Annotated in this window: 18 protein-coding genes; 4 read left to right on the top strand and 14 right to left on the bottom strand. The window is 70.7% G+C overall.

Annotated features, from left to right (window positions below; translation table 11 throughout):
* Positions 1-133: 133 nt before the first annotated feature.
* Positions 134-490, top strand: coding sequence for an iron-sulfur cluster insertion protein ErpA (gene erpA / locus ACIO52_RS26035; protein ID WP_067496006.1), 357 nt, complete (start codon positions 134-136; stop codon positions 488-490).
* A 267-nt stretch (positions 491-757) separates the two neighbouring features.
* Positions 758-1,747 (top strand): carbohydrate kinase family protein, encoded by a 990-nt coding sequence (locus tag ACIO52_RS26040; protein ID WP_255587322.1) that lies wholly within the window; start codon positions 758-760, stop codon positions 1,745-1,747.
* 60 nt (positions 1,748-1,807) lie between these two features.
* Here ACIO52_RS26040 and asnB read toward each other — a convergent pair whose 3' ends face one another.
* Entirely contained in the window at positions 1,808-3,778 is a 1,971-nt protein-coding gene (gene asnB, locus ACIO52_RS26045; protein WP_316573300.1) for an asparagine synthase (glutamine-hydrolyzing), read from the bottom strand.
* A gap of 353 nt (positions 3,779-4,131) precedes the next feature.
* Between asnB and ACIO52_RS26050 the strand changes: the two genes are divergently transcribed.
* Positions 4,132-5,253: a cytochrome c oxidase subunit II gene (locus tag ACIO52_RS26050; protein ID WP_218717130.1), complete on the top strand. Its 1,122-nt coding sequence runs from the start codon at positions 4,132-4,134 to the stop codon at positions 5,251-5,253.
* Between the two features lie 10 nt (positions 5,254-5,263).
* Positions 5,264-5,680 (top strand): cytochrome c oxidase subunit 4, encoded by a 417-nt coding sequence (locus tag ACIO52_RS26055; RefSeq protein ID WP_218717129.1) that lies wholly within the window; start codon positions 5,264-5,266, stop codon positions 5,678-5,680.
* Positions 5,681-5,756: 76 nt separating this feature from the next.
* Here ACIO52_RS26055 and ACIO52_RS26060 read toward each other — a convergent pair whose 3' ends face one another.
* From ACIO52_RS26060 to ACIO52_RS26120, 13 genes are all read right to left on the bottom strand, one after another.
* The gene (locus tag ACIO52_RS26060; protein WP_218717128.1) at positions 5,757-7,028 is read right to left on the bottom strand and encodes an FAD-binding oxidoreductase; all 1,272 of its coding nucleotides are present in this window, start codon (positions 7,026-7,028) and stop codon (positions 5,757-5,759) included.
* Between the two features lie 51 nt (positions 7,029-7,079).
* Entirely contained in the window at positions 7,080-8,636 is a 1,557-nt protein-coding gene (locus ACIO52_RS26065) for an alkaline phosphatase D family protein (RefSeq protein ID WP_402647516.1), read from the bottom strand.
* A gap of 113 nt (positions 8,637-8,749) precedes the next feature.
* Positions 8,750-10,129 (bottom strand): ABC1 kinase family protein, encoded by a 1,380-nt coding sequence (locus ACIO52_RS26070; RefSeq protein ID WP_402647519.1) that lies wholly within the window; start codon positions 10,127-10,129, stop codon positions 8,750-8,752.
* Positions 10,130-10,235: 106 nt separating this feature from the next.
* Positions 10,236-11,009 carry a sporulation protein gene (locus tag ACIO52_RS26075; RefSeq protein ID WP_402647522.1) on the bottom strand — a complete coding sequence of 258 codons (774 nt, stop codon included), beginning with the start codon at positions 11,007-11,009 and terminating at the stop codon, positions 10,236-10,238.
* An 80-nt stretch (positions 11,010-11,089) separates the two neighbouring features.
* The gene (locus ACIO52_RS26080) at positions 11,090-11,818 is read right to left on the bottom strand and encodes a 1-acyl-sn-glycerol-3-phosphate acyltransferase (RefSeq protein ID WP_218717124.1); all 729 of its coding nucleotides are present in this window, start codon (positions 11,816-11,818) and stop codon (positions 11,090-11,092) included.
* Between the two features lie 116 nt (positions 11,819-11,934).
* Positions 11,935-12,930 (bottom strand): ROK family protein, encoded by a 996-nt coding sequence (locus ACIO52_RS26085; RefSeq protein WP_218717123.1) that lies wholly within the window; start codon positions 12,928-12,930, stop codon positions 11,935-11,937.
* A complete protein-coding gene (locus ACIO52_RS26090; protein WP_402647526.1) occupies positions 12,927-13,766 on the bottom strand; it encodes a hypothetical protein in 840 nt (279 codons plus the stop codon). Before ACIO52_RS26090 ends, ACIO52_RS26085 begins: the two co-directional genes overlap by 4 nt.
* Positions 13,759-15,036, bottom strand: a complete 1,278-nt coding sequence (locus ACIO52_RS26095; protein WP_342801138.1) for an ArsA family ATPase — start codon at positions 15,034-15,036, stop codon at positions 13,759-13,761. Before ACIO52_RS26095 ends, ACIO52_RS26090 begins: the two co-directional genes overlap by 8 nt.
* Positions 15,033-15,470, bottom strand: coding sequence for an SRPBCC family protein (locus tag ACIO52_RS26100; protein ID WP_218717271.1), 438 nt, complete (start codon positions 15,468-15,470; stop codon positions 15,033-15,035). The genes ACIO52_RS26095 and ACIO52_RS26100 overlap by 4 nt, the downstream gene beginning before the upstream one ends.
* Positions 15,471-15,520: 50 nt before the next feature.
* Entirely contained in the window at positions 15,521-15,916 is a 396-nt protein-coding gene (locus tag ACIO52_RS26105; protein ID WP_218717270.1) for a polyketide cyclase / dehydrase and lipid transport, read from the bottom strand.
* Between the two features lie 43 nt (positions 15,917-15,959).
* Positions 15,960-17,087, bottom strand: a complete 1,128-nt coding sequence (locus ACIO52_RS26110) for a glycosyltransferase family 4 protein (protein ID WP_316573305.1) — start codon at positions 17,085-17,087, stop codon at positions 15,960-15,962.
* Between the two features lie 153 nt (positions 17,088-17,240).
* Entirely contained in the window at positions 17,241-18,254 is a 1,014-nt protein-coding gene (locus ACIO52_RS26115) for a hypothetical protein (protein ID WP_402647530.1), read from the bottom strand.
* A gap of 7 nt (positions 18,255-18,261) precedes the next feature.
* Positions 18,262-19,275: an NlpC/P60 family protein gene (locus tag ACIO52_RS26120; protein WP_218717267.1), complete on the bottom strand. Its 1,014-nt coding sequence runs from the start codon at positions 19,273-19,275 to the stop codon at positions 18,262-18,264.
* Between the last annotated feature and the right edge of the window lie 42 nt (positions 19,276-19,317).

The following is a 19,317-nucleotide window of genomic DNA, read 5'->3' on the forward strand; positions in this document are numbered from 1 at the left end:
CCACCCAGGTCGAATCCACGCTGCGTGGCGGGGGTGGCAAAATAGGAATAGCAGCCGCCGCGATGGTGTTGAAATCAGTCGTGCGCTGTGCACCTGAGGTCCGTTACGCGGGCCGGCCGACTTAGGAGTGTCCATGACTGTGCAGAACGAGACCGCCACCGAGACCCACGGTGCGACGCTGACCGACGCTGCCGCCGCCAAGGCGAAGGCGCTGCTCGACCAGGAAGGTCGCGACGACCTCGCCCTGCGCATCGCCGTCCAGCCGGGTGGCTGTGCCGGCCTGCGCTACCAGCTCTTCTTCGACGACCGCGTCCTCGACGGTGACATCGTCGTCGAGTTCTCCGGCGTGAAGCTCGCCGTCGACCGCATGAGCGCGCCCTACATCCAGGGCGCCTCGATCGACTTCGTCGACACCATCGAGAAGCAGGGCTTCACGATCGACAACCCGAACGCCACCGGCTCCTGCGCCTGCGGCGACAGTTTCAACTAGCGGCTGGCGCCGCGGGTTTTCGGCAGTGTCGATTGGCGGCTGGCGCCGCGGGTTTTCGGCAGTGTCGATTGGCGGCTGGCGCCGCGGGTTTTCGGCCTCGTAACCCCGCGACCGAGGGGCGATACTCCGGCTTCGCCGTGACGTATCGCCCCTCGGTCGCGGGGCGGCCGAAAACCGTAGCGCGGAGGTGAACCCCAGGGGGTGTGGCGCTTGCTACCGTTGAAGTCCGAGATCTGGTGATCTCGGGCTTTTCTGTTCCCGCGCCTAATGTCGAAGGGGCCTCGCCTCGTGTCTGTTGCTGTGTCCGCATCCATCGCCACCGACCACCTCATGCGTTTTCCCGGCAAGTTCGCCGACGTGCTGCTCGCCGATCAGCTCGACCATGTGTCCCTGAGTTTCCTCGTCGACGACCTGCAGATCCGCCGGGGCGGCGTGGCGGGCAACATCGCCTACGCGATGGGTCTGCTCAAGCAGCGGCCCGTGCTGGTCGGCGCGGTGGGCGCCGACTTCGCCGAGTACCGCCAGTGGCTCGAGTCCAACGGCGTCGACTGCTCGGCGGTGCACGTGTCGAGCACGGCGCACACCGCGCGGTTCGTCTGCACGACCGACGAGGCGATGGCGCAGATCGCCTCGTTCTATCCGGGCGCGATGAGCGAGGCGCGCGATATCGATGTCGCCGCCATCGCCGACGCGCACGATGTCGACCTGGTGCTGGTCGGCGCGAACGACCCCGAGGCGATGGTCGCGCACACCCGCCAGGCCAAGGCCCAGCGCATCGCCTTCGCCGCCGACCCGTCCCAGCAGCTGGCCCGCCTCGACGGCGAGCAGGCCGCCGAGCTGGTCGACGGCGCGGCCTACCTGTTCACCAACAAGTACGAGTGGGGCCTGCTGCTGCAGAAGACCGGCCTGACCGAGGAGCAGATCGCCGCCAAGGTCGGCATCCGGGTGACCACCCTGGGTTCGGAGGGCGTGCTCGTCGTCGACGCCGACGGCACCGAGGTGCGTGTCGGCGTGGTGCCCGAGGTGTCCAAGGTCGACCCGACCGGTGTCGGCGACGGCTTCCGCGCCGGCTTCCTCACCGCTCACCGCGCCGGCCTGAGCCTGGAGCGCGCCGCCCAGCTCGGCTCCCTGATCGCCGTGCTGGTCCTGGAGACCACCGGCACCCAGGAATGGACCCTCAACCGGGACGAGGCCGTCGAACGCCTCACCAAGGCCTACGGCGCCGACGCCGCCGACGAGCTGTCGGTCCTGCTGTAACCGAAAACCGAACGCCCCCTCGATCTGTCGATCGAGGGGGCGTTCGCGCGTCGCGAGGGACTACAGCGAGACCGGGTAGACCGGTTCCTGGATCTCCGGCTTGATCCGGTCCTCGACGAAGATGCCGTGCCAGACCATGAACACGAGCAGGGTCCACAGGCGGCGGCTGTGGTCGGACACCCCGGCCTTGTGGTCGCGCAGCATCTGTAGCACCGCGGCCTTGTCGATCAGGTGGTCGGTCTGGGACTCGGCGATCTGGGTCTGGGCCCAGTCGTAGAGCTCGGTGCCGCGCAGCCAGTGCCGCAGCGGGACCGGGAAGCCGAGCTTGGCGCGGTGCAGGACGTGGTCGGGCACGATCCCGTCCAAGGCCTGACGCAGCGCGTACTTCGAGGTCTCCTTGGTGATCTTCTGGTCGTAGGGCAGCCCCTGGGCGACGCGCATCACCTCGTTGTCCAGGAACGGCACCCGCAGCTCCAGCGAGTTGGCCATGGTCATCTTGTCGGCCTTGACCAGGATGTCGCCGCGCAGCCAGGTGAACAGGTCCAGGTGCTGCATCCGGGCCACCGGGTCCCAGCCCGCGGACTGGGCGTAGATCGGCGCGGTGACGTCCTGGTGGGTCCACTCGGGCCGGAACTCACGCAGCACCGAGCGCAGCTGCGCGTCGTTGAAGCTGCGGGCGTTGCCGTAGTAGCGGTCCTCGAGGGTGAGCGACCCGCGCTGCAGCAGCGACTTGCCGCGCCTGCCGTCGGGCATCTTGTCGCCGAGCTTGCCGACGAGCTTGCGCAGCCCGGCGGGCAGGTACTCGAACGGCTTGAGCGACAACGGCTCCCGGTAGATGGTGTAGCCGCCGAACAGCTCGTCGGCGCCCTCGCCGGAGAGCACCACCTTGACGTGCTTGCGGGCCTCCTTGGCCACGAAGTACAGCGGCACCAGGGCCGGGTCGGCGACCGGGTCGTCGAGGTACCAGACGATCTCGGGGATCGCGGCGGCGAACTCGGCGGGGGAGACCACCTTGACGATGTGGCGCGCGCCGATCAGCTCGGCGCTCTCGGCGGCCACGTCGACCTCGGAGTAGCCCTCGCGCTCGAAGCCGGTGGTGAAGGTGATCAGCTTCGGGTTGTGCCGCATGGCCAGCGCCGCGATGGCGGTGGAGTCGATGCCGCCGGACAGGAACGACCCGACGGTGACATCGGCGCGCATGTGCTTGGCGACGGAGTCCTCGAGCGCCGCGGCGATCTCGGCGTAGCGGGCCCGCTCGGCGCCCTCGGCGAACGGGCGGACCCGGAAGTCGGGACGGAAGTAGCGGGTGGTCGTCGGCGCCTGTCCGACCTTCACGGTGGCGTAGGTGCCGGATTCGAGGCGGCGGATGTTGCGGTGCAGCGACTCGGGCTCGGGCACGTACTGCAGCACCGTGTAGTGCTCGAGCGCGCGCGGATCCAGCTCGTCGGAGAGCCCGAGCGGGCCGAGCAGTTCCAGGACGCTCTTCTTCTCGCTGGCGAAGGCGGTGCCGCCGGGGCCGGTCGCGTAGAACAGCGGCTTGATGCCGAACGGGTCGCGCGCCAGGAACAACTCCTGGGTCTCGGTGTCCCAGATCGCGAAGGCGAACATGCCGCGCAGCTTGCGCACGGCCTCGGGGCCCCAGAAGTGGAAGGCGGCCACGATGGACTCGCCGTCACCGTCGGTGGCGAAGATCTTGCCGTCGGGGAACTCGGCGCCGTGCTCGGCGGCCAGCTGCTCGCGCAGTTCCAGGTAGTTGTAGATCTCGCCGTTGAACGTCATCGCGTAGCGCTGCGGGTTGTCCGCGGGGCCCCAGCGCAGCGGCTGATGCGAGTGCTCGATATCGATGATGGAGAGGCGGTTGAAGCCGAAGATCATGTGATCGTCGAGGGGCCCCCGCTCCGAGGCGACGCCGTGCCAGGTTCCCTTTTCATCGGGGCCGCGGTGCCGCTGGCAGTGCAGCGCGTCGTACACCTGATCGACCACCTCGGTCGTCGCCGGATCAGCTGTCAGGAATCCGAGCAGTCCGCACACGGTGTCGGCAACCTTCTCTCGTTCGATGATGGGGTGGCCGCTCCTCGGGCCGAAACGCTGTGTCCGAGTATGCCGCACACCCGGGCGACGCGCCGCGCCCAACCCGTCGCCGCGGTGCCCGCGACCCGCCGCGGACGGCAAACCGCAGGTCGCCGCCTCCGGTGCGGTCACAGCGGAGTGTCGAACACGACCCCGCGACAAGACAGCGCCCGCTTTGGTCTACGCTGCGTAGTACTCAGGTCCTTCTCAGGTGTGCAGGCGTCACAGCGGCAATACTCGAGGGCGGCCTGAAACGTGCTTGAAAGCGGTGTCGGAACGGGCGGATCGCGGCCCGGACGACGCAATGTGTCGGAATGTGTAGCGACCAGGAAGGCGTGAGCGTGGCGCACAAGGCGAGCGAAGAGATCGGGGCACGACCCGTTCGGGGTCGGCAGGGCCGCATCCTTCGACGGGCCGGGCTGGCGGTGTCCTTGGGGATCACTGCCGTCCTCGTCTCGGGCTGCTCGATCGACAATGTATGGCTGCGGTTCGGCTGGCCCTCGGGCATCACGCCGCAGGCCACCCGGATGCGGGAGCTGTGGACCTGGTCCGTGCTGGCCGCGCTCGCCATGGGCGTGCTGGTCTGGGGTCTGACCTTCTGGACCGTCATCATGCACCGCAAGCGCAAGGACTCCCCGGAGTTCCCGCGCCAGACGGGCTACAACGTGTCGCTGGAGCTGACCTACACGGCGATCCCGTTCGTGATCATCGCGGTGCTGTTCTACTTCACCGTGGTCGTGCAGAACTACGTGCACGAGAAGACGGACAACCCGGATGTCACCGTCGACGTGACCGCCTTCCAGTGGAACTGGAAGTTCGGCTACCGCAACGTCAACAACGTCGGCGGGCTGACCTGGAACGGCATCGACTCCGAGCGTGAGCTGGCGAACGAAGAGCAGCTGGCGCAGTACGAGGAGCGCAAGAACGAAGAGGGGCACCCGCAGCCGGGTCCGTTGCACGGCAAGCCGGCCAACGACATCCTCTCGTACCTGCACTACGACAAGGTCGAGACCATCGGCTCCAGCACCGAGATCCCGGTCCTGGTGCTGCCGACCGGCAAGCGCATCGAGTTCCAGCTCGCCGCCGCCGACGTGATCCACGCCTTCTGGGTGCCGGAGTTCATGTTCAAGCGCGACGTGATGCCGAACCCGAAGGAAAACCAGTCCGACAACGTCTTCCAGATCTCCGAGATCGAGAAGGAAGGCGCGTTCGTCGGCCGCTGCGCCGAGATGTGCGGCACCTACCACTCGATGATGAACTTCGAGGTCCGCGCGGTCTCGCCGGAGAAGTACGCCAAGTACATGCAGGCGCGCATCGACGGCAAGACCAACGGTGAGGCGCTCGAGTCGATCGGCGAGTCGCCGGTGGCCACCTCCACGTACCCCTTCAACACCAAGCGTGACATCAAGAGCGCTTCGGTGAACGAGAGCAAGTGAGGATTCTGATATGAGGATCGAAGCACGGATCTTCGAACTGCTCACGGCGTTCTTCATCCTGGTGGGCATCGTCTACGGCTTCTTCACCGCTCAGTCGCGCACCGGCATCGAATGGGCCGGTACCACCGCGATCGTGCTGACCGCGGGCCTGTCGCTGATCATCGGCACCTACTTCCGGTTCGTCGCGCGCCGCATCGACCTGCGGCCCGAGGACTACGAGGAGGCCGAGATCGTCGACGGCGCCGGTGACCTGGGCTTCTTCTCGCCCGGCAGCTTCTGGCCCATCACCCTGGCCGCCGCCGGTTCGGTGACCGCGCTGGGTCTGGCGTTCTTCCAGATGTGGCTGATCGCCCTGGGCGTGGTGTGCGTGCTGGGTGCCGCCGCCGGCCTGGTGTTCGAGTACTACCTCGGCGCCGAGAAGCACTGAGCGACAGCTACACAGACACAAGGGAAGGGCCCCACCGGATTCCGGTGGGGCCCTTCCCTTGTCTGGGCGGATGGGGCTAGACGCTGTAGCGCAGCGCCTGCTCCGAGCGGCAGATGTCGTCGATGCCGGAGACGATCTCGCGCAGCTGCTCCGACGGCAGCGCGGAGGGGCGCAGGCGGCAGGTGAAGGTGATCAGGCCGTAGTCGGCAGGGGACAGGCCGCGGGCGGCCGCCTCGGCGCGCAGGTACGCCGAGCGCACGCCGTAGGTCATCGCGGAGATGACGGTGAAACAGCCGGTGCGTTCCCGGTGATTGGAGAACAGGTCGTGCAGGCCGTAGAACACCGAGCCGTAGTTGGCCAGCGGGGCGAACACGCCGACCCGGTAGGCCGGGCCGCGCTCGGAGGAGCTGATCACGGTATCGGCCAGGTACTCCGCGTCGCGCATGGTGAGCACCTTCGGCGCGAACATCAGCGCGCCCGCCGCCGCGTTGCGGACCGGCATGCCCGCGCGCCCGCCCGCCGCGGAGGCGATGGCGCCCAGTGACTTGCGGGTGCGGGTGCCGACCTCGCGCCGCGCCCGCAGGCCGCGGGTGGGGGCGGTGGGGTACAGGCTCGACCACTGGCCGAAGCGGACGGCGCCGAGGGTCACCTGGCCGGTGCCCACCGGGCGGGCCACCTTCAGCGGCGCGGTGTCGACCCAGCGGCCGACCTGCAGCGCCGCGCTGCCCGGATTGGTGATCTCGGTGGTGGCGTGCTCGACGAACGAATCGAAGTCGAGGAACCGGTCGGCGTCGGTGGTGAGCCAGGTGTGGTCCTTGTCCACCTCGACGACGTCGAGGGTCAGCGCGGTGATGATGCCCGCGCGGCCGCCCGCGCCGAGGATGCGATGGAACCGCTCGGTGTGGTGTCCGCGCCCGCAGGTGCCGATCCGGCCGTCGGGGTCGACGTACTCCAGGTCGACGATCTGATCGATGAACATGCCGTAGCGGTGCGAGGCGGTGCTGACGCCACCGACGGAGGCGAAGCCGCCCGCGGTGATGTCGCGATGGTCGCCGACCACCGGCAGCCCGAGACCGTGCGCGCCGAGGCGGCGGTCGATCTCGGAGAGCTTGGCGCCCGCCTGCACCCGGACCGTCCGCCTGCCCAGGTTGATGTCGAGCACCGAGTTCATCTTGCGCAGCGAGAGCACCGCGCGCTGATCGGCCAGCCCATAGGACTCTTCGGTCTGCTCGCCGCCGCGAACCGTCAACCGTTCCGAACGATCGCGCGAATCACGTACAGTGCGAACGACATCCGCGGTGTCCCGGGGGAGATATTCTTCGGAGATGACGGAGTGCGGCGTGCCCATGACCGCATAGCTAACCACAGCTCGGCGATTCTTGCGCACGGTACCTCGGACCTACTTCCGCGTAGGCGCGAGTTGCTTCGTGAACAGGACTTTCCCGGTCGCGTCGCACAGGTTCACGGTCAGCTCGCCGGAGCGTCCGTCGATGCGGACCTCGCCGAAATGCTGGTACTGCGCGTCCAGCGGCGAGGTGTTCGGCGCGGGCGGCGCGTGCACGAACACCGCCTCCGGTCCGAAGGTGGGATCGAGCTCATTCGGCCCGAACGCCCCGGCGTTGAGGGGACCGGAGACGAACTCCCAGAACTCGTCGAAATCGGGGAAGGCGGCGCGGGCGGGCGAATAGTGGTGCGCCGCCGTGTAGTGCACGTCGGCGGTGAGCCAGACGACGTCGGCGACCTTGTTCGCCTTGATCGCCGAGAGCACCTGGGCGATCTCGGTCTCGCGGCCGCTCGGCGCGCCGCCGGCGGCGTTGGCCGGGCCCTCGAAGGCCGTCTTGCCGTCGGGGACGATCAGGCCCAGCGGCAGATCGGCGGCGACGATCTTCCAGGTGGCCTTCGAATCGCGCAGGCCGGCGATGAGCCATTCGGTCTGGGCGGCGCCCAAGACGGTGCCGCGCGGTGCGGTGTTGGCGCCGTTGGCGTCCTTGTAGGCGCGCATGTCCAGCACGAAGACCTCGAGCAGCGGACCGTAGGAGATCTTGCGGTACAGGCGGCCGTCGACGGCTTCCGCGGGCTCCAACGGCATCCACTCGTGGAAGGCCTGCCAGGAGCGCGCGGCCAGGGTGTCCATGCTGCGCTCGGTGTAGCCCTTGTCGGCGGCCACGGTGCCGCCGGGGTACCAGTTGTTGGTGGTCTCGTGGTCGTCCCACTGCACCACCTGCGCGACGGCGGCGTTGAAGCGGCGGTAGTTGTCGTCGGTGAGGTTGTAGGCGTAGTTGCCACGGAACTGGTCGAGGGTCTCGGCGGGCGCGTTCTTGGCCTCGGCGGTGATGTTCTTCCAGACCCGGCCGTCGGGCAGCGTCACCGATTCCTTCAGCGCGTTGTCGGCGTAGATGCAGTCGCCGGAATGCAGGAACAGATGCGGGTCGCGGGCGGCCATGGCGGAGAATACCTGCATGCCGCCCAGGCCGGGATTGATGCCGAAGCCCTGGCCCGCCACGTCACCGGACCACAGCAGGCTGATGTCGGCGGGTGCGGTCGGAGCCGTGCGGAAGACGCCCGTGAGGGTTTCCGAGCTCGCGCCGTCCTCGCCCTCCAGACGCACCCGGTAGTGCACGAGCTGACCGGCGGGCAGGCCGTTGACGCGCACCCGGCCGGTGCCGTCGGTGGCCGGGGTGAGCAGCGGACCGGTGAAACGCTTGACGTCGCCGAACTTCTCGGTCGCCGCGGTCTCCACGACCAGGGTCGCGGGCCGGTCCGAGCGCGCCCAGATGAGCGCGCCGTCGCTGCGCGGGTCGCCGACGGCGATGCCGTGGGTCAGTGTGGGCCTGGCCCGCACCAGGCCGGGGCCGTCACCGTCAGCGCACGCGGCCAGCGCGGGCGTGGTCACCAGACCGAGGGCGGTGGCGCGCAACAGGGTGCGCCGGGACATCGCGAAATCCGATCGAGCCATGGGCCTCACGGTGCATCGCCGGACGGAACACCGGGACGCGCGCGCGGCAACGCCACATGAACGGTGTCGTACGGATGGCTAACGGTCTCCGCCGCGCTGGGCCGCCCGCTGACCTACAAGCCCGCGGCGGCGGCGGTCTCCGGGTACCAGCGGGTGCACTCGGCGCGCAGCGGGACCTCGGTCTGGAGCTGGCACAGGACGGCGACACCGCCGAGGAAGGATCGCAGGATGGGGGTGTGGCCGGGCGGCATCGTCAACTGGCGCAACACGTTCGACAGGCGCAGGTCGGTGGCGAGGCGGACCTGGGTGCGCAACCAGTCGGCGGAGAGCGGGTAGGTGGGGGCCAGCAAGGCCTCGCGCACCGGGCGCAGGCGGGCGGCCACGGTGGCGATGTCGAGGTCACGGCCCGGGGCGACGAAACCGTGGCGGCGGATGGCGGCCTCGAGATCGGCGGGGGAGTCGGCGATCACCGCGGCGCCGACGTCGCCGGCGACATCGAGGAAGGCGGCGGGCCACGGCGTGCACGCGCCGAAGTCGACCACGCCCAAGCGGCCGTCGGGCATCCGCAGGAAATTGCCGGGGTGCGGGTCGCCGTAGACCAGACCGGCGCGGGCGGGCGCGGAGAACAGGAAACGCAGGATCAGCACGCCGAGCCGGTCGAGCTCGGCCGCCTCGCCCCGGACGATCAACCGTGACAGCGGGACACCGTCGAGCCATTCGGTGACCAGGACGTCGCCGCGCTGGGCGATCACCCGGCTCACCACCACATCGGGATCGTCGGCGAAGGCGGCCGCGAACACCCGCTGGTTGGCCGCCTCGCGGGCGTAGTCGAGTTCGGCGTTGATCTCCTCGCACAGCGCCTCGATCACCGGGCGGGTGTCCGCGCCGGGCAGCAGCGCCGTGAACAGCGGTGTGGCGCCGCGCAGGGCCTGCAGATCGGCCAGGACCGCCCGACGCGCACCGGGGTACATGACCTTGACCGCGACCGGGGTGCCGTCGTGCCAGCGGGCGCGATGGACCTGGCCGACCGAGGCCGCCGCGGCGGCGCGGTCGTCGAATTCCAGGAACAGCGAATGCCAGTCGGGGCCGAGCTGCGTCGCGAGTTCGCTGTGCACGGCGGCGGGCAGCATGGCGGGCGCCGAGTCGTGCAGCCGCGCCAGCGCCTGCCGGAACGGCTCGGCCAGATCGGGAGCCAGGCCCAGTTCGAGCAGGCCGAGCAGCTGACCCAGCTTGGCCACGCAGCCCTTGAGCTCGCCGAGCACCTGGAACAGATGCTCGGCGGTGCGGGCTCGGATGTCGCGGTCGACGTCCGCGGGCACCCGCCCGATCGCCTTCTTGCCGAACCCGGCGATGCGGCGGCCGGCGTAGGCGACCGGGACCGCCGCCAGCCGGGCGCCGCGCACGACCTTGCCGGTGGGGGGATGGCCGATCCGCGAATCCGTAGCGGAGCGGGCGAACGGCATCACCCTGCCCTCGGGATCGCGCCCGACCATGTCCACCTCACTGCCCCGCCGGAATGAGTCGACGCCTGCCCGGCGTCGTGTTCTGTGCAGGTTATCAACCGGGGTGGGCAGCGCGTAGCGGGTCGGCGCGGGTAGCTCAGCCGAGCGCGCCGAGCCCGTGCAGGACGCGGTGGATCTCGGCGGTCCAGTCCCGGTGGGCCAGGTGCGCGTAGTCGACCCAGAAGGTGCCGATGCCGTCGCGGTCCTCGCGGAACCAGCCGCCCTCGATGTCGGCTTCCAGGACGACGCTCATGCCGTGCTCGGCGGCGATGAAGGTGAGTTCGAGCTGGTTCACCCGCGGGAAGTGCGGCGAGCGACCGAATTCGATCTCCTGATAGAACGGCAGCAGCTGCGGCGTGCCCGCGATGGCGCCCGCCTCCACATCGGTGCGGCGCAACCCGAAACCCATGCGCCGCACGGCATCCAGCACGACGTGCTGGGCGGGCAGCGCCCCGATGCCGAGCGGGTCGGTATCGGTGGCGTCCACGGCGCCGTGGATGTCGACCACGGTGCGCAGTGCGACGCCGGCGCCCGGCAGGTGGTGACCGTCGAAGAAGGTGATCGGTGTCTCGAAGGGAACCGGTGCGGCGAACCGTAATTCGGCGACCGTGCCCGCGATCAGGGTGAACGGACCGGCCACCCCGGCCCGGCCGAAGCCGTGATCGGTGACATGCTCCTCGCCGTCGGCGTACTCACGCTCGACGCGGGTGACGAACTCGACGGCCACGTGCCCGATCGACTGGTCGACGCGGCCGCCGCGCAGCCGGATCACACCCTCGACGAGCCCGCCGGGTTGTGCACCCGGGGTGAACAATTCGGTTTCCACCTCGGCGCCGCCGACACCGGCCGCGGCCAGCAATTGCTTGAACATGCGAGCAGTCTGGCCGACGGCGCTTACGATCCGCTTACCGTCGGCCGGTGCTGTGGATCAGCTCATCGTGCCGCGGGCACTCAGCCGGCGGCGGTGTCCGGGATGCGGGTGGCCTCGAGCTGACGGTCGGTGGGGGCGACACCCTTCTTGAGGCTGTGCGCGTAGACGTCGACGTATTCCTGGCCGGTCAGGCGCATCAGCTCGTACATCACCTCGTCGGTGACGGCGCGCTCGACGAAGCGGTTGCCGCTCATCCCTTCGTAGCGCGAGAAGTCCAGCGGGGCACCGAACTTGAGGGTGACCCGGTGCCTGCGCCACTTGAACGGTCCGGGCGGGCTCACCTTGTCGGTGCCGATGACGGCGACCGGGATGACCGGGACGCCGGTCTCCAGCGCCAGCCGCGCCATGCCGGTCTTGCCCTTGTACAGGCGACCGTCCGGGGAGCGGGTGCCCTCCGGGTACAGGCCGACGAGCATGCCCTTGTCGAGCAGCTTGCGGGCCGCGTTGAGGGCGTCCTCGGCGGCGGAGGCGCCGCTGCGGTCGATCGGGTACTGGCCGGTGCCGCTGAAGAAGAACTTCTGCAGCCGACCCTTGAGACCGGGGGTGGTGAAGTACTCGGCCTTGGCGAGGTAGCTGATCCGGCGCGGGCTCAGCAGCGGGGCGAACAGCCAGTCCGCGAACGAGAGGTGGTTGCCCGCCATGATCGCCGGTCCGTCGGTGGGCACGTTCTCGACACCCTCGACCACGGGCCGGTTGTATAGATGCATGAACGGTCCCGGGAAGACGAACTTGAGCAGCCAGTAGAACATGGCGTCCTTTCTTCGGACCGGGATCGTGGTGTGCGGCCTCGTCGGAAAACGACTTTACCGCTGGTCGCAGGTCACAACCAACCCAGGACGGTAGCCGCAGTGCATGGTTGTGACCCTCATCTCCCGGTGCGACCCGCCAGCGGCGTGTCGACCGCCGCCCTGGCCAATTCGGCCGCGCCGATCATGCCCGCCGCCTCCCCGAGCTGGGTGGTGCGCAGCCGGGCCAGCGGGCGGTGCCCGGCGCCGGTGACCGCGCTCGCGTAGTGCTCGCGCGCCTCGTCGAGGAACAGCGGCGCCGAACTGCTCACGCCGCCGGCGATCACGACCAGATCGGGATCGAAGAGGTCGCTGACGAAGGCCAGGCCGAGGCCGAGCCAGCGCGCGAAGTCGGCCATCACCCGGACCGCGAGCGGGTCGCCGTCCTGGGCGGCGCCCGCCACCCGGCGGCCGGTCAGCGAGCCGGGATCGCGGATGACATCCTTGGCGAGCACCGAGCGCACCGGATCGGTGGCCAGCAGTTCGATCGCGGTGTCGGCCAGCGCGGTGCCACTGCAGTAGCGCTCCCAGCAGCCGCGTTTGCCGCAGGCGCAGGCGCGCCCCTCCGGCACCACCTGCAGGTGCCCGAGTTCGGGGGCGATGCCGTGGCTGCCGCGATAGAGCTTCCCGTCGATGAGCAGGGCGGCGCCGATGCCGGTGCCGATCGCGACCAGGACCACGGTGTGCCCGCCCGCGGCCGCCCCGAAGCGGTACTCGGCCCAGCCCGCGGCGTTCGCGTCGTGCTCCAGGATCACCGGCAGCCCGAGTCGCGCGGTCAGCCGCTGCGCGACCGGGGCGTCCTGCCAGGGCAGGTGCGGCGCGAACCGGACGGTCGAGCGGTCCTCGGAGATGAAGCCGGCCACGGCCAGGCCGACCGCGGCGATCGGATGCCTGCGCCCCAGCTCGCGGACCGAGCGGTCGATGGCGTCCTCGAGCGCGCGCGCCGCGTGCGGTGTCGGGGACTGCACGGAATCGAGCAGCTCGCCCTCGGCGTCGACGACCGAGGCGCGGATGTTCGTGCCACCGACGTCGACGCCGACGGTGAGCAGGTGCTGACGGTCGATCCCCTGGGTCATCCCCGGATCGTCACCGGAATGTCGACATAACGCGAGCGCGGCGCGCGGGCGGTCCGCGATCGATCGTCGCGGGGACGCTCGGCGGTGTCGGCCCGGGGCGGCGCCGGGGTCGCGAAAACGCCGGTGCCGGAGTCGCTCGGGACCTGCGGTCCTGCGGCGGTGCGAGTCGATGCGCCCTGCTGTCGGGGCGCGGCGTACTCGTCGACCCGGCGCGGCCGGGGAGTGCCCTCGGGGCGGGCCGAACCCCAGCGCAGGCGGGACCGGGCCGCGGTGTCGGAGGGGGCGGTGGCGTGCTGGTCGTCCGGGGACGGGTCCGCGGGCGCGGGGGGCCCCGCGTCGCTGTCCTGCGCCGCGCCGGGGGTCGCGCGGCCGTGGTGCTGAGCTCCGGCGGCGGGCCGGGTTCCGTCGCCGTCGGCGCCGTCGTGCTGTCCGTCGGCGTCGGGGGCCGGCCGGGCGTCGGTGGCGCCGTGCTGGTGCGGCCACGCGGGGTCGTGCGAATCATGGTGTCCGGCAGCGTGTTCGGCCCACTCCGGCGGCAGGACCGGCTCCACGGGGACACCGGCGAGCGCCTCGCGCAGCACCGTCACCATCGAGGTGCCGTGCTCGGCGAGGGCGGCGACCACGTCGTGGTGTTCGCCGCGCACCAGCGCCGCGGCCGCGCAGACCGGGCACCAGGCGCAGCCGCCGAGATCGGCCTGCCCGTCGGCGGCGGTGCGGCGCAGCACCGGTTCGACTCTGGCCAGCAGCACTTCGGCCAGCAGCCGCAGCTCCTCGGTGAACTCGGCGAAGCCGTCGGGGTGGTAGCCGCGGCGGTCGGACTGGGCGTCACTACTCATCTGCGGTGGCCTTCGTGTAGTTCGGATCGGCGGGCCAGACCTGCGGATCGGGCCGGAAGCGGACCACCAGATGACCGTCGTCGAGCTCGGCGCCCGCCACCGTGCAGCGTTGCAGCACCGGCGCGAGCCGTACGCGCGTGCGCACCCCGTCGGCTCCCACGATCAGATCGTCCTCCACTCGGCCCAGCCGCAAGGTGCCGGGATCGACTACCGGCAGCCGCATCCGCATCGCGTACACGGAGTCGACACCGGAGCCCGACTCCCATCGAACCATCGGTTCGCCCGATCGCGCGCTCTGAGCGTGCGGGCCGGGCAGCGTGTCGACCGCGTAGGAGAACGCCGAGAGCGAACTCAGCCCCGCCGGCTCGGCGCCCGCGTGCTGGGCGATCAGGATCGGGACATCGGTGATCTGCTCGTGCAGCCGCGCCACCACCTCGAGCTGCTCGGCGCGACGGTTGAGATACCAGTGCACGGCCGGATGGGCGTTCTCGCCGGGCGGCGGCACCTGCGGCAGCACCTTGTTCACCACGACGGCGTCCAGCCGCAGACCGAGCAGCGCGGCCGCCGAACGCACGCGCCGGGACTCGGCGACGGCCACCTGCTCGGGACCGGTGATCAGCCGGGCGCTGGTGCGGGTGCGGTCGGCGAGCAGGTCGCGAACCCCGGTGACCGCGGCGACGATCCGTTCGACCGTGGCCGCCAGCACCGCTTTGCGCAGATCGGGGCCGATCGCGCTCATCGTGCGTTCGTGGCGCGGCCAGAGCCGTTCCAGATAGGTGAGCAGGGTGTCCGGCGCGGTGACCAGGCGCAGCATGTCGGCCGAGGGCGGGCAGTCGACGACGATGACGTCCCAGTCGTCCTCCTCGGTGTACTGGGCGATCTCCACCAGCATCAGCAGTTCCTGCACGCCGGGCAGGCCGGTCAGCTCGGCCGGGTCGATCGCGGTCAAGTCGACGCCGTGATCGTGGCCGCCGCCCTTGGCCAGCATCCGCACCACATCGCGGAACCGGTCCTCGAGCAGGGCGAGGGAATCGATCTCGATCACCTCGAGCCCGGGCGCGACCCTGGCCACCCCGGCGACGGTGCCCGGATCGTGCGGGAAACGGAAGCCGAGCGCGTCGCCGAGCGAATGCGCCTGGTCGAGCGAGGCGATCAGCACCCGCTGTCCGGCGCGGGCGTGGGCCATGGCCGTCGCGCAGGCCAGCGTCGTCTTGCCGACACCGCCCTTGCCGACGAACAGTTCGACGCGGGTACCGCCCGGGGCGCTCAGCCCTCGACCCGCTTCTTCAGTTCCTTCAAGGCCGTATCGGTGATCACCTTCTCGGCCTTCCGCTTGAACATGCCGATCATCGGGATGTTCAAGTCGACGGTCAGCTCGTAGACCACCTCGGTGCTGCCGTCGGGCCGTTCGCGCAGTTCGTAGCTGCCGTCCTGGGCCTTCTGCAGGTCACCGCTGAGCAGCCGCCAGCTCACCGCGTGGCCGTCGGCGCGCCAGGTGTAGGCCAGCACGTAGGTGTCCTTGACGACGCCCGCGTCGAGCACGAACCTGGCGGTCGCCGCCCGCCCGGCGGCGTCGGTGTCGAGCACCTCGACCGACTGCGCGGCCGCGACCCATTCCGGATAGGACTCCAGGTCCGCGATGACGGCCATCACCTGCTGCGACGGCGCCTCGATGACGATCGATCTCTGGGTCCGGTCGGCCATGGCGGACAACGGTTCCTTTCGTGCGGGACGAGCAGTCGGTGCCGGTGGCGTCAGGACGCCGCGGCGACCGCGGGCGCGACGCCGGCGGGTCGGCCTGCCTCGAGTCGAGCCTTCAATTCGAACGACATGTGCTTGCCCGCCACCCGGCGGGCCCGATTCGCCGCGGCCAGCGCGCGCGGGGTCAGCGGCTTGGCGGCGGTGGGCTCGGCGTGCAGGAAGTAGTGCAGGATGGCCCCCTCGGGGACGGCCTCCAGCCACACTTCCATGGTCCCGTCCAGCGGGCCCGCCACCGTCCAGCGGATGCCCTTGTCGCCGCGATCCTCCCGCACGTCGAGACGGAGATCGGGCCACCAGCGACGCCAGTTGTTCGTGGCGCTCAGCACGTCGGCGATCGCGGCGGGCGGCGCCGCGAGAAAGGTCTGATCTGCGACCTGGATACTGCTCACCTCGCTGAGCGTAGTGGACGCCACACCGGACGCGGCCGGGGTGTCACCGCAGCAGCTCCCGCAGCCGGGCGCCCTGACGGTCCCAATGCCAGTTCTGTTCCACCCACGCGCGCCCGGCGGCGCCCATGGCGGCCGCCTTGTCGCGGTCGGTGAGCAGTTCGACGAGGGCGTCGCTGATCTGCTCGGCGGAGCGGCCGTGCACGACCAGCCCGGTCTCGCCCTCCCGCACGGTCTCGGGCGCGCCGCCGGAACTGCCCGCCACCACCGGCACCCCGGTGGCCGAGGCCTCCAGGTAGACGATGCCGAGGCCTTCGACATCCAGGCCCGCGCCGCGGGTGCGGCACGGCATCGCGAACACGTCGGCGATGGTGTGGTGGGCGGCGAGCTCGCCCGAGGGCACCCGACCGGTGAACACCACGGAGTCGGAGACCCCGAGCGCCTCGGCCAGCCCCCGCAGCCGGATCTCGTAGGGGCCGCCGCCCGCGATCACCAGGACCGCCCCGTCGACGCGTTCACGGATCTCGCTCATCGCCACGATCAGCATGTCCTGGCCCTTGCGCGGGACCAGGCGCGACAGACACAGCACCGTCGGCCGGTCACCGAGGCCGTAGCGAGCGCGCAGTTCGGCGCGCGCGCCCGGGTCGGGCCGGAACTCGGCCGGATCGACGCCCGGCGGCAGGTACTCGAGCGCGGCGCGCGGACCGAACGCCGAGGCGAACCGGCCCCGGGTGTACTTGCTGACATAGGTGACGACGTCGGTGTTCTCGCCGATCGAGCGCAGCACCTGCCGCGCGCCCGGCAGCATCGACCAGCCCACCTCGTGGCCGTGGGTGCTGGCCAGGATGCGCTCGGCACCCGCGCGGCGCAGCATCGGCGCCATCGCCGCCAGCGGCGCGGCCGCGCCGAACCACACGGTGTCGCAGTCGTGTTCGCGCAGCAGCTTGCCCGCGCGCTTGATCACCCCCGGCGTCGGCAGCATGAGGGTCGTCGGATGGCGAACGACGCGGAACTTCTGCGCGGCGTCGAACTTCTCGTGGCTGTCACCACGCCAGCGCGGCGCGTAGACGACCAGGTCGTCGGGCGGCAGCTGCTCGGCCAGCGCGTGCAGATAGGACTGGATGCCGCCCGGCCGAGGCGGGAAATCGTTGGTAACCAGCAGAGTTCGGGCCATAAGTGAACAACCTAATAGGTGAGTGTCACGGAGTGACTCGATGAGGGGTGGTGGTCGGGCGACGGGTGGGCGAGTGTCACGGAGTGACTCGATGAGGGGTGGTGGTCGGGCGACGGGTGGGCGAGTGTCACGGAGTGACTCGATGAGGGGTGGTCAGACGGCGCGGCCCCGTAACCAGGCGCGCCAGCCGTCGAGCAGGTCGGTGCGCGAGGTGCCGAGTACGGCGGCGAAGGCGGCGTCCTGGGCCGCGGCGGACTGCGGGCCGGTCGCGAGCCGCTTGTACAGCGTGGTGAGGGCGGCCGGGCCGTAGCGGTCGGCGAGGAAGGCGCAGGCACTCCAGGCCGATTCGTAGGCGTAGGGGGCGTCGGTGCCGGTGAAGTCGGCGTCACCGATCAGATCGGTGGGCAGGGCGCCCGCGCGCAGCCGGGTGGTCAGCGTGGGGGCGATCTGGGAGAAGGTGCTGGCACTCGTGCGCTGGGCGACGTACTCGGCGTAGCCCTCGACCAGCCACAGCGGCGCACCGTCGGCGGTGGCCGCCCTGGTCGCGACGTGGGTCAGTTCGTGGCGCAACAGCGTCGCCATGCCCTCGTCGCCGACGCGGCGGCGGGCGTCGGGATTGAACACGATCCGCTGATCGGTCGGCCGGGTGCCGGGCGCGTAGGAGCCGGTGAGCGACACCGCGGCCACATCGGCACCGGTCGAGGCGCCCGCCGCCCTGGTGAGCGCGGTGAACTCGGTGGGCGTGCCCGCGACGACGATCACCGGTGCGCGATTCCAGTCGGTGCCCCAGGCGGTGCTCACGTCGGCGATCGCCGGGGCGAGTTCCTGCTCGAGGACGTCGATGTCGGTGCGGTGGCCGGAGTGGGCGACCACGAGCGCGTCGGCCTCGTCGCCCGCGGCGACCCGGCGCACCAGGATCGGCCCGAACGGCTGCAGCTCGCGGCGGACCGGGGTCAGCCGGGGGTCGTCGATGCCCTCGGTGGTGTCGAGTACCTCGGCCTCGTCGGTGGCCAGCTGTAGCGGACCGGCGTTGCGCGGCACCAGGATCAGTGCGACGCACGCCCCGGTCAACAGCGTGACCGAGGCGAGCGTGAGCGCGAATTCGAGGCGGCCGTTGGCCGAGAACCAGGATCGTAGGCCGGAGGTACGGCGGGACGGATCGGTCACCGCCGGCTCAGTATCGCCGGGCCGAGTGGAAGGGGGTGGTGTTGATCGGCGCGACGGCCACCGGGACACCGAAGGTGGAGGCGTGCACCATCATGCCGTTGCCCGCGTAGATCCCGACGTGGGAGATCTCGGGATAGAACAGCACGACGTCGCCGGGCTGCAGGTCGTCCTTGGCCACCGGGGTGCCGAAGTTCGCCTGCTGGGAGCTGGTGCGCGGGACGTTCTTGCCCACCTGCTTGAAGGCCCACTGCACGAGCCCGGAGCAGTCGAACTGGTCGGGGCCGGTGGCGCCCCAGACATACGGGTCGCCGATGCGGGTCAGGGCGGCGGCCAGCGCGCTGGTGCCGCTGCCGGGGACCAGGCCCTGCAGCAGGGAGTCGCGGTCGAAGCCGGGCGGGAAGGGGGAACCGGCCAGGGTCGACTTGTCCTTGGCCGAGAGCGCGCCCCAGGCCTCGACGACCTGGGTGGTGGCCAGGCTGAGATCGTGGCGCTTGCGGTCGACGTCGGCGCGCACGGCCTCGGCGGCCGCGGTCGCGGCGCGGGCGGTGTCGGCGGCCGCGCGGGTCACCGATTCGGCGGCGGTGGCCGCGTCGGCGGCCTTCTTGAACTGGCGCACGCTGTCGGCGGTCTGCTGCGCGAGCACGTCCAGCGTGGACATCTTGTCCAGCAGCTGCTGCGGTGAATTGCTCGACAGCACCGCGAACATGCGATCGGTGCGGGCGCCGGTGTAGGTGGCGATCGCGGTGCGATCGATCATCGGCTGGAACTTGCGGACCTCGGCGCGGGCGGCGTCGGCGACGGCGGTGCTGGCGGCCAGCTTGTCGTCGGCCTCGCGCTGCACGGCCCATTTGGCGTCGAGATCGGACTGCGCGTCGAGCGAGGCCTGGTTGAGCACCTCGGCCTGCCGGGAGAGGTCGATCATCCGGGCGATGGCGTCACCGGCGGTGGTCGGCAGGGCGATCGGGTCGGCGAGGGCGGGGCCCGCGGCGTAGGTGGCGCACACCAGGATCGCGGCGGACATGGCTCCGGCGATGCCCCGCGCAACGCGTGGGTTCCGGTGGTG

It is taken from the genome of Nocardia sp. NPDC087230 (assembly GCF_044744725.1).
Classification (GTDB): Bacteria; Actinomycetota; Actinomycetes; order Mycobacteriales; family Mycobacteriaceae; genus Nocardia; species Nocardia canadensis.

What these genes read in the sequence shown, in the direction of transcription:
- erpA (WP_067496006.1), top strand. Translation starts at nt 134, where the DNA reads ATGACTGTGCAGAACGAGACCGCCACCGAGACCCACGGTGCGACGCTG.
- ACIO52_RS26040 (WP_255587322.1), top strand. Translation starts at nt 758, where the DNA reads ATGTCGAAGGGGCCTCGCCTCGTGTCTGTTGCTGTGTCCGCATCCATC.
- ACIO52_RS26050 (WP_218717130.1), top strand. Translation starts at nt 4,132, where the DNA reads ATGTGTAGCGACCAGGAAGGCGTGAGCGTGGCGCACAAGGCGAGCGAA.
- ACIO52_RS26055 (WP_218717129.1), top strand. Translation starts at nt 5,264, where the DNA reads ATGAGGATCGAAGCACGGATCTTCGAACTGCTCACGGCGTTCTTCATC.
- ACIO52_RS26060 (WP_218717128.1), bottom strand. Translation starts at nt 7,028, where the DNA reads ATGGGCACGCCGCACTCCGTCATCTCCGAAGAATATCTCCCCCGGGAC.
- ACIO52_RS26065 (WP_402647516.1), bottom strand. Translation starts at nt 8,636, where the DNA reads ATGGCTCGATCGGATTTCGCGATGTCCCGGCGCACCCTGTTGCGCGCC.
- ACIO52_RS26070 (WP_402647519.1), bottom strand. Translation starts at nt 10,129, where the DNA reads ATGGTCGGGCGCGATCCCGAGGGCAGGGTGATGCCGTTCGCCCGCTCC.
- ACIO52_RS26075 (WP_402647522.1), bottom strand. Translation starts at nt 11,009, where the DNA reads ATGTTCAAGCAATTGCTGGCCGCGGCCGGTGTCGGCGGCGCCGAGGTG.
- ACIO52_RS26080 (WP_218717124.1), bottom strand. Translation starts at nt 11,818, where the DNA reads ATGTTCTACTGGCTGCTCAAGTTCGTCTTCCCGGGACCGTTCATGCAT.
- ACIO52_RS26085 (WP_218717123.1), bottom strand. Translation starts at nt 12,930, where the DNA reads ATGACCCAGGGGATCGACCGTCAGCACCTGCTCACCGTCGGCGTCGAC.
- ACIO52_RS26090 (WP_402647526.1), bottom strand. Translation starts at nt 13,766, where the DNA reads ATGAGTAGTGACGCCCAGTCCGACCGCCGCGGCTACCACCCCGACGGC.
- ACIO52_RS26100 (WP_218717271.1), bottom strand. Translation starts at nt 15,470, where the DNA reads ATGGCCGACCGGACCCAGAGATCGATCGTCATCGAGGCGCCGTCGCAG.
- ACIO52_RS26110 (WP_316573305.1), bottom strand. Translation starts at nt 17,087, where the DNA reads ATGGCCCGAACTCTGCTGGTTACCAACGATTTCCCGCCTCGGCCGGGC.
- ACIO52_RS26120 (WP_218717267.1), bottom strand. Translation starts at nt 19,275, where the DNA reads ATGTCCGCCGCGATCCTGGTGTGCGCCACCTACGCCGCGGGCCCCGCC.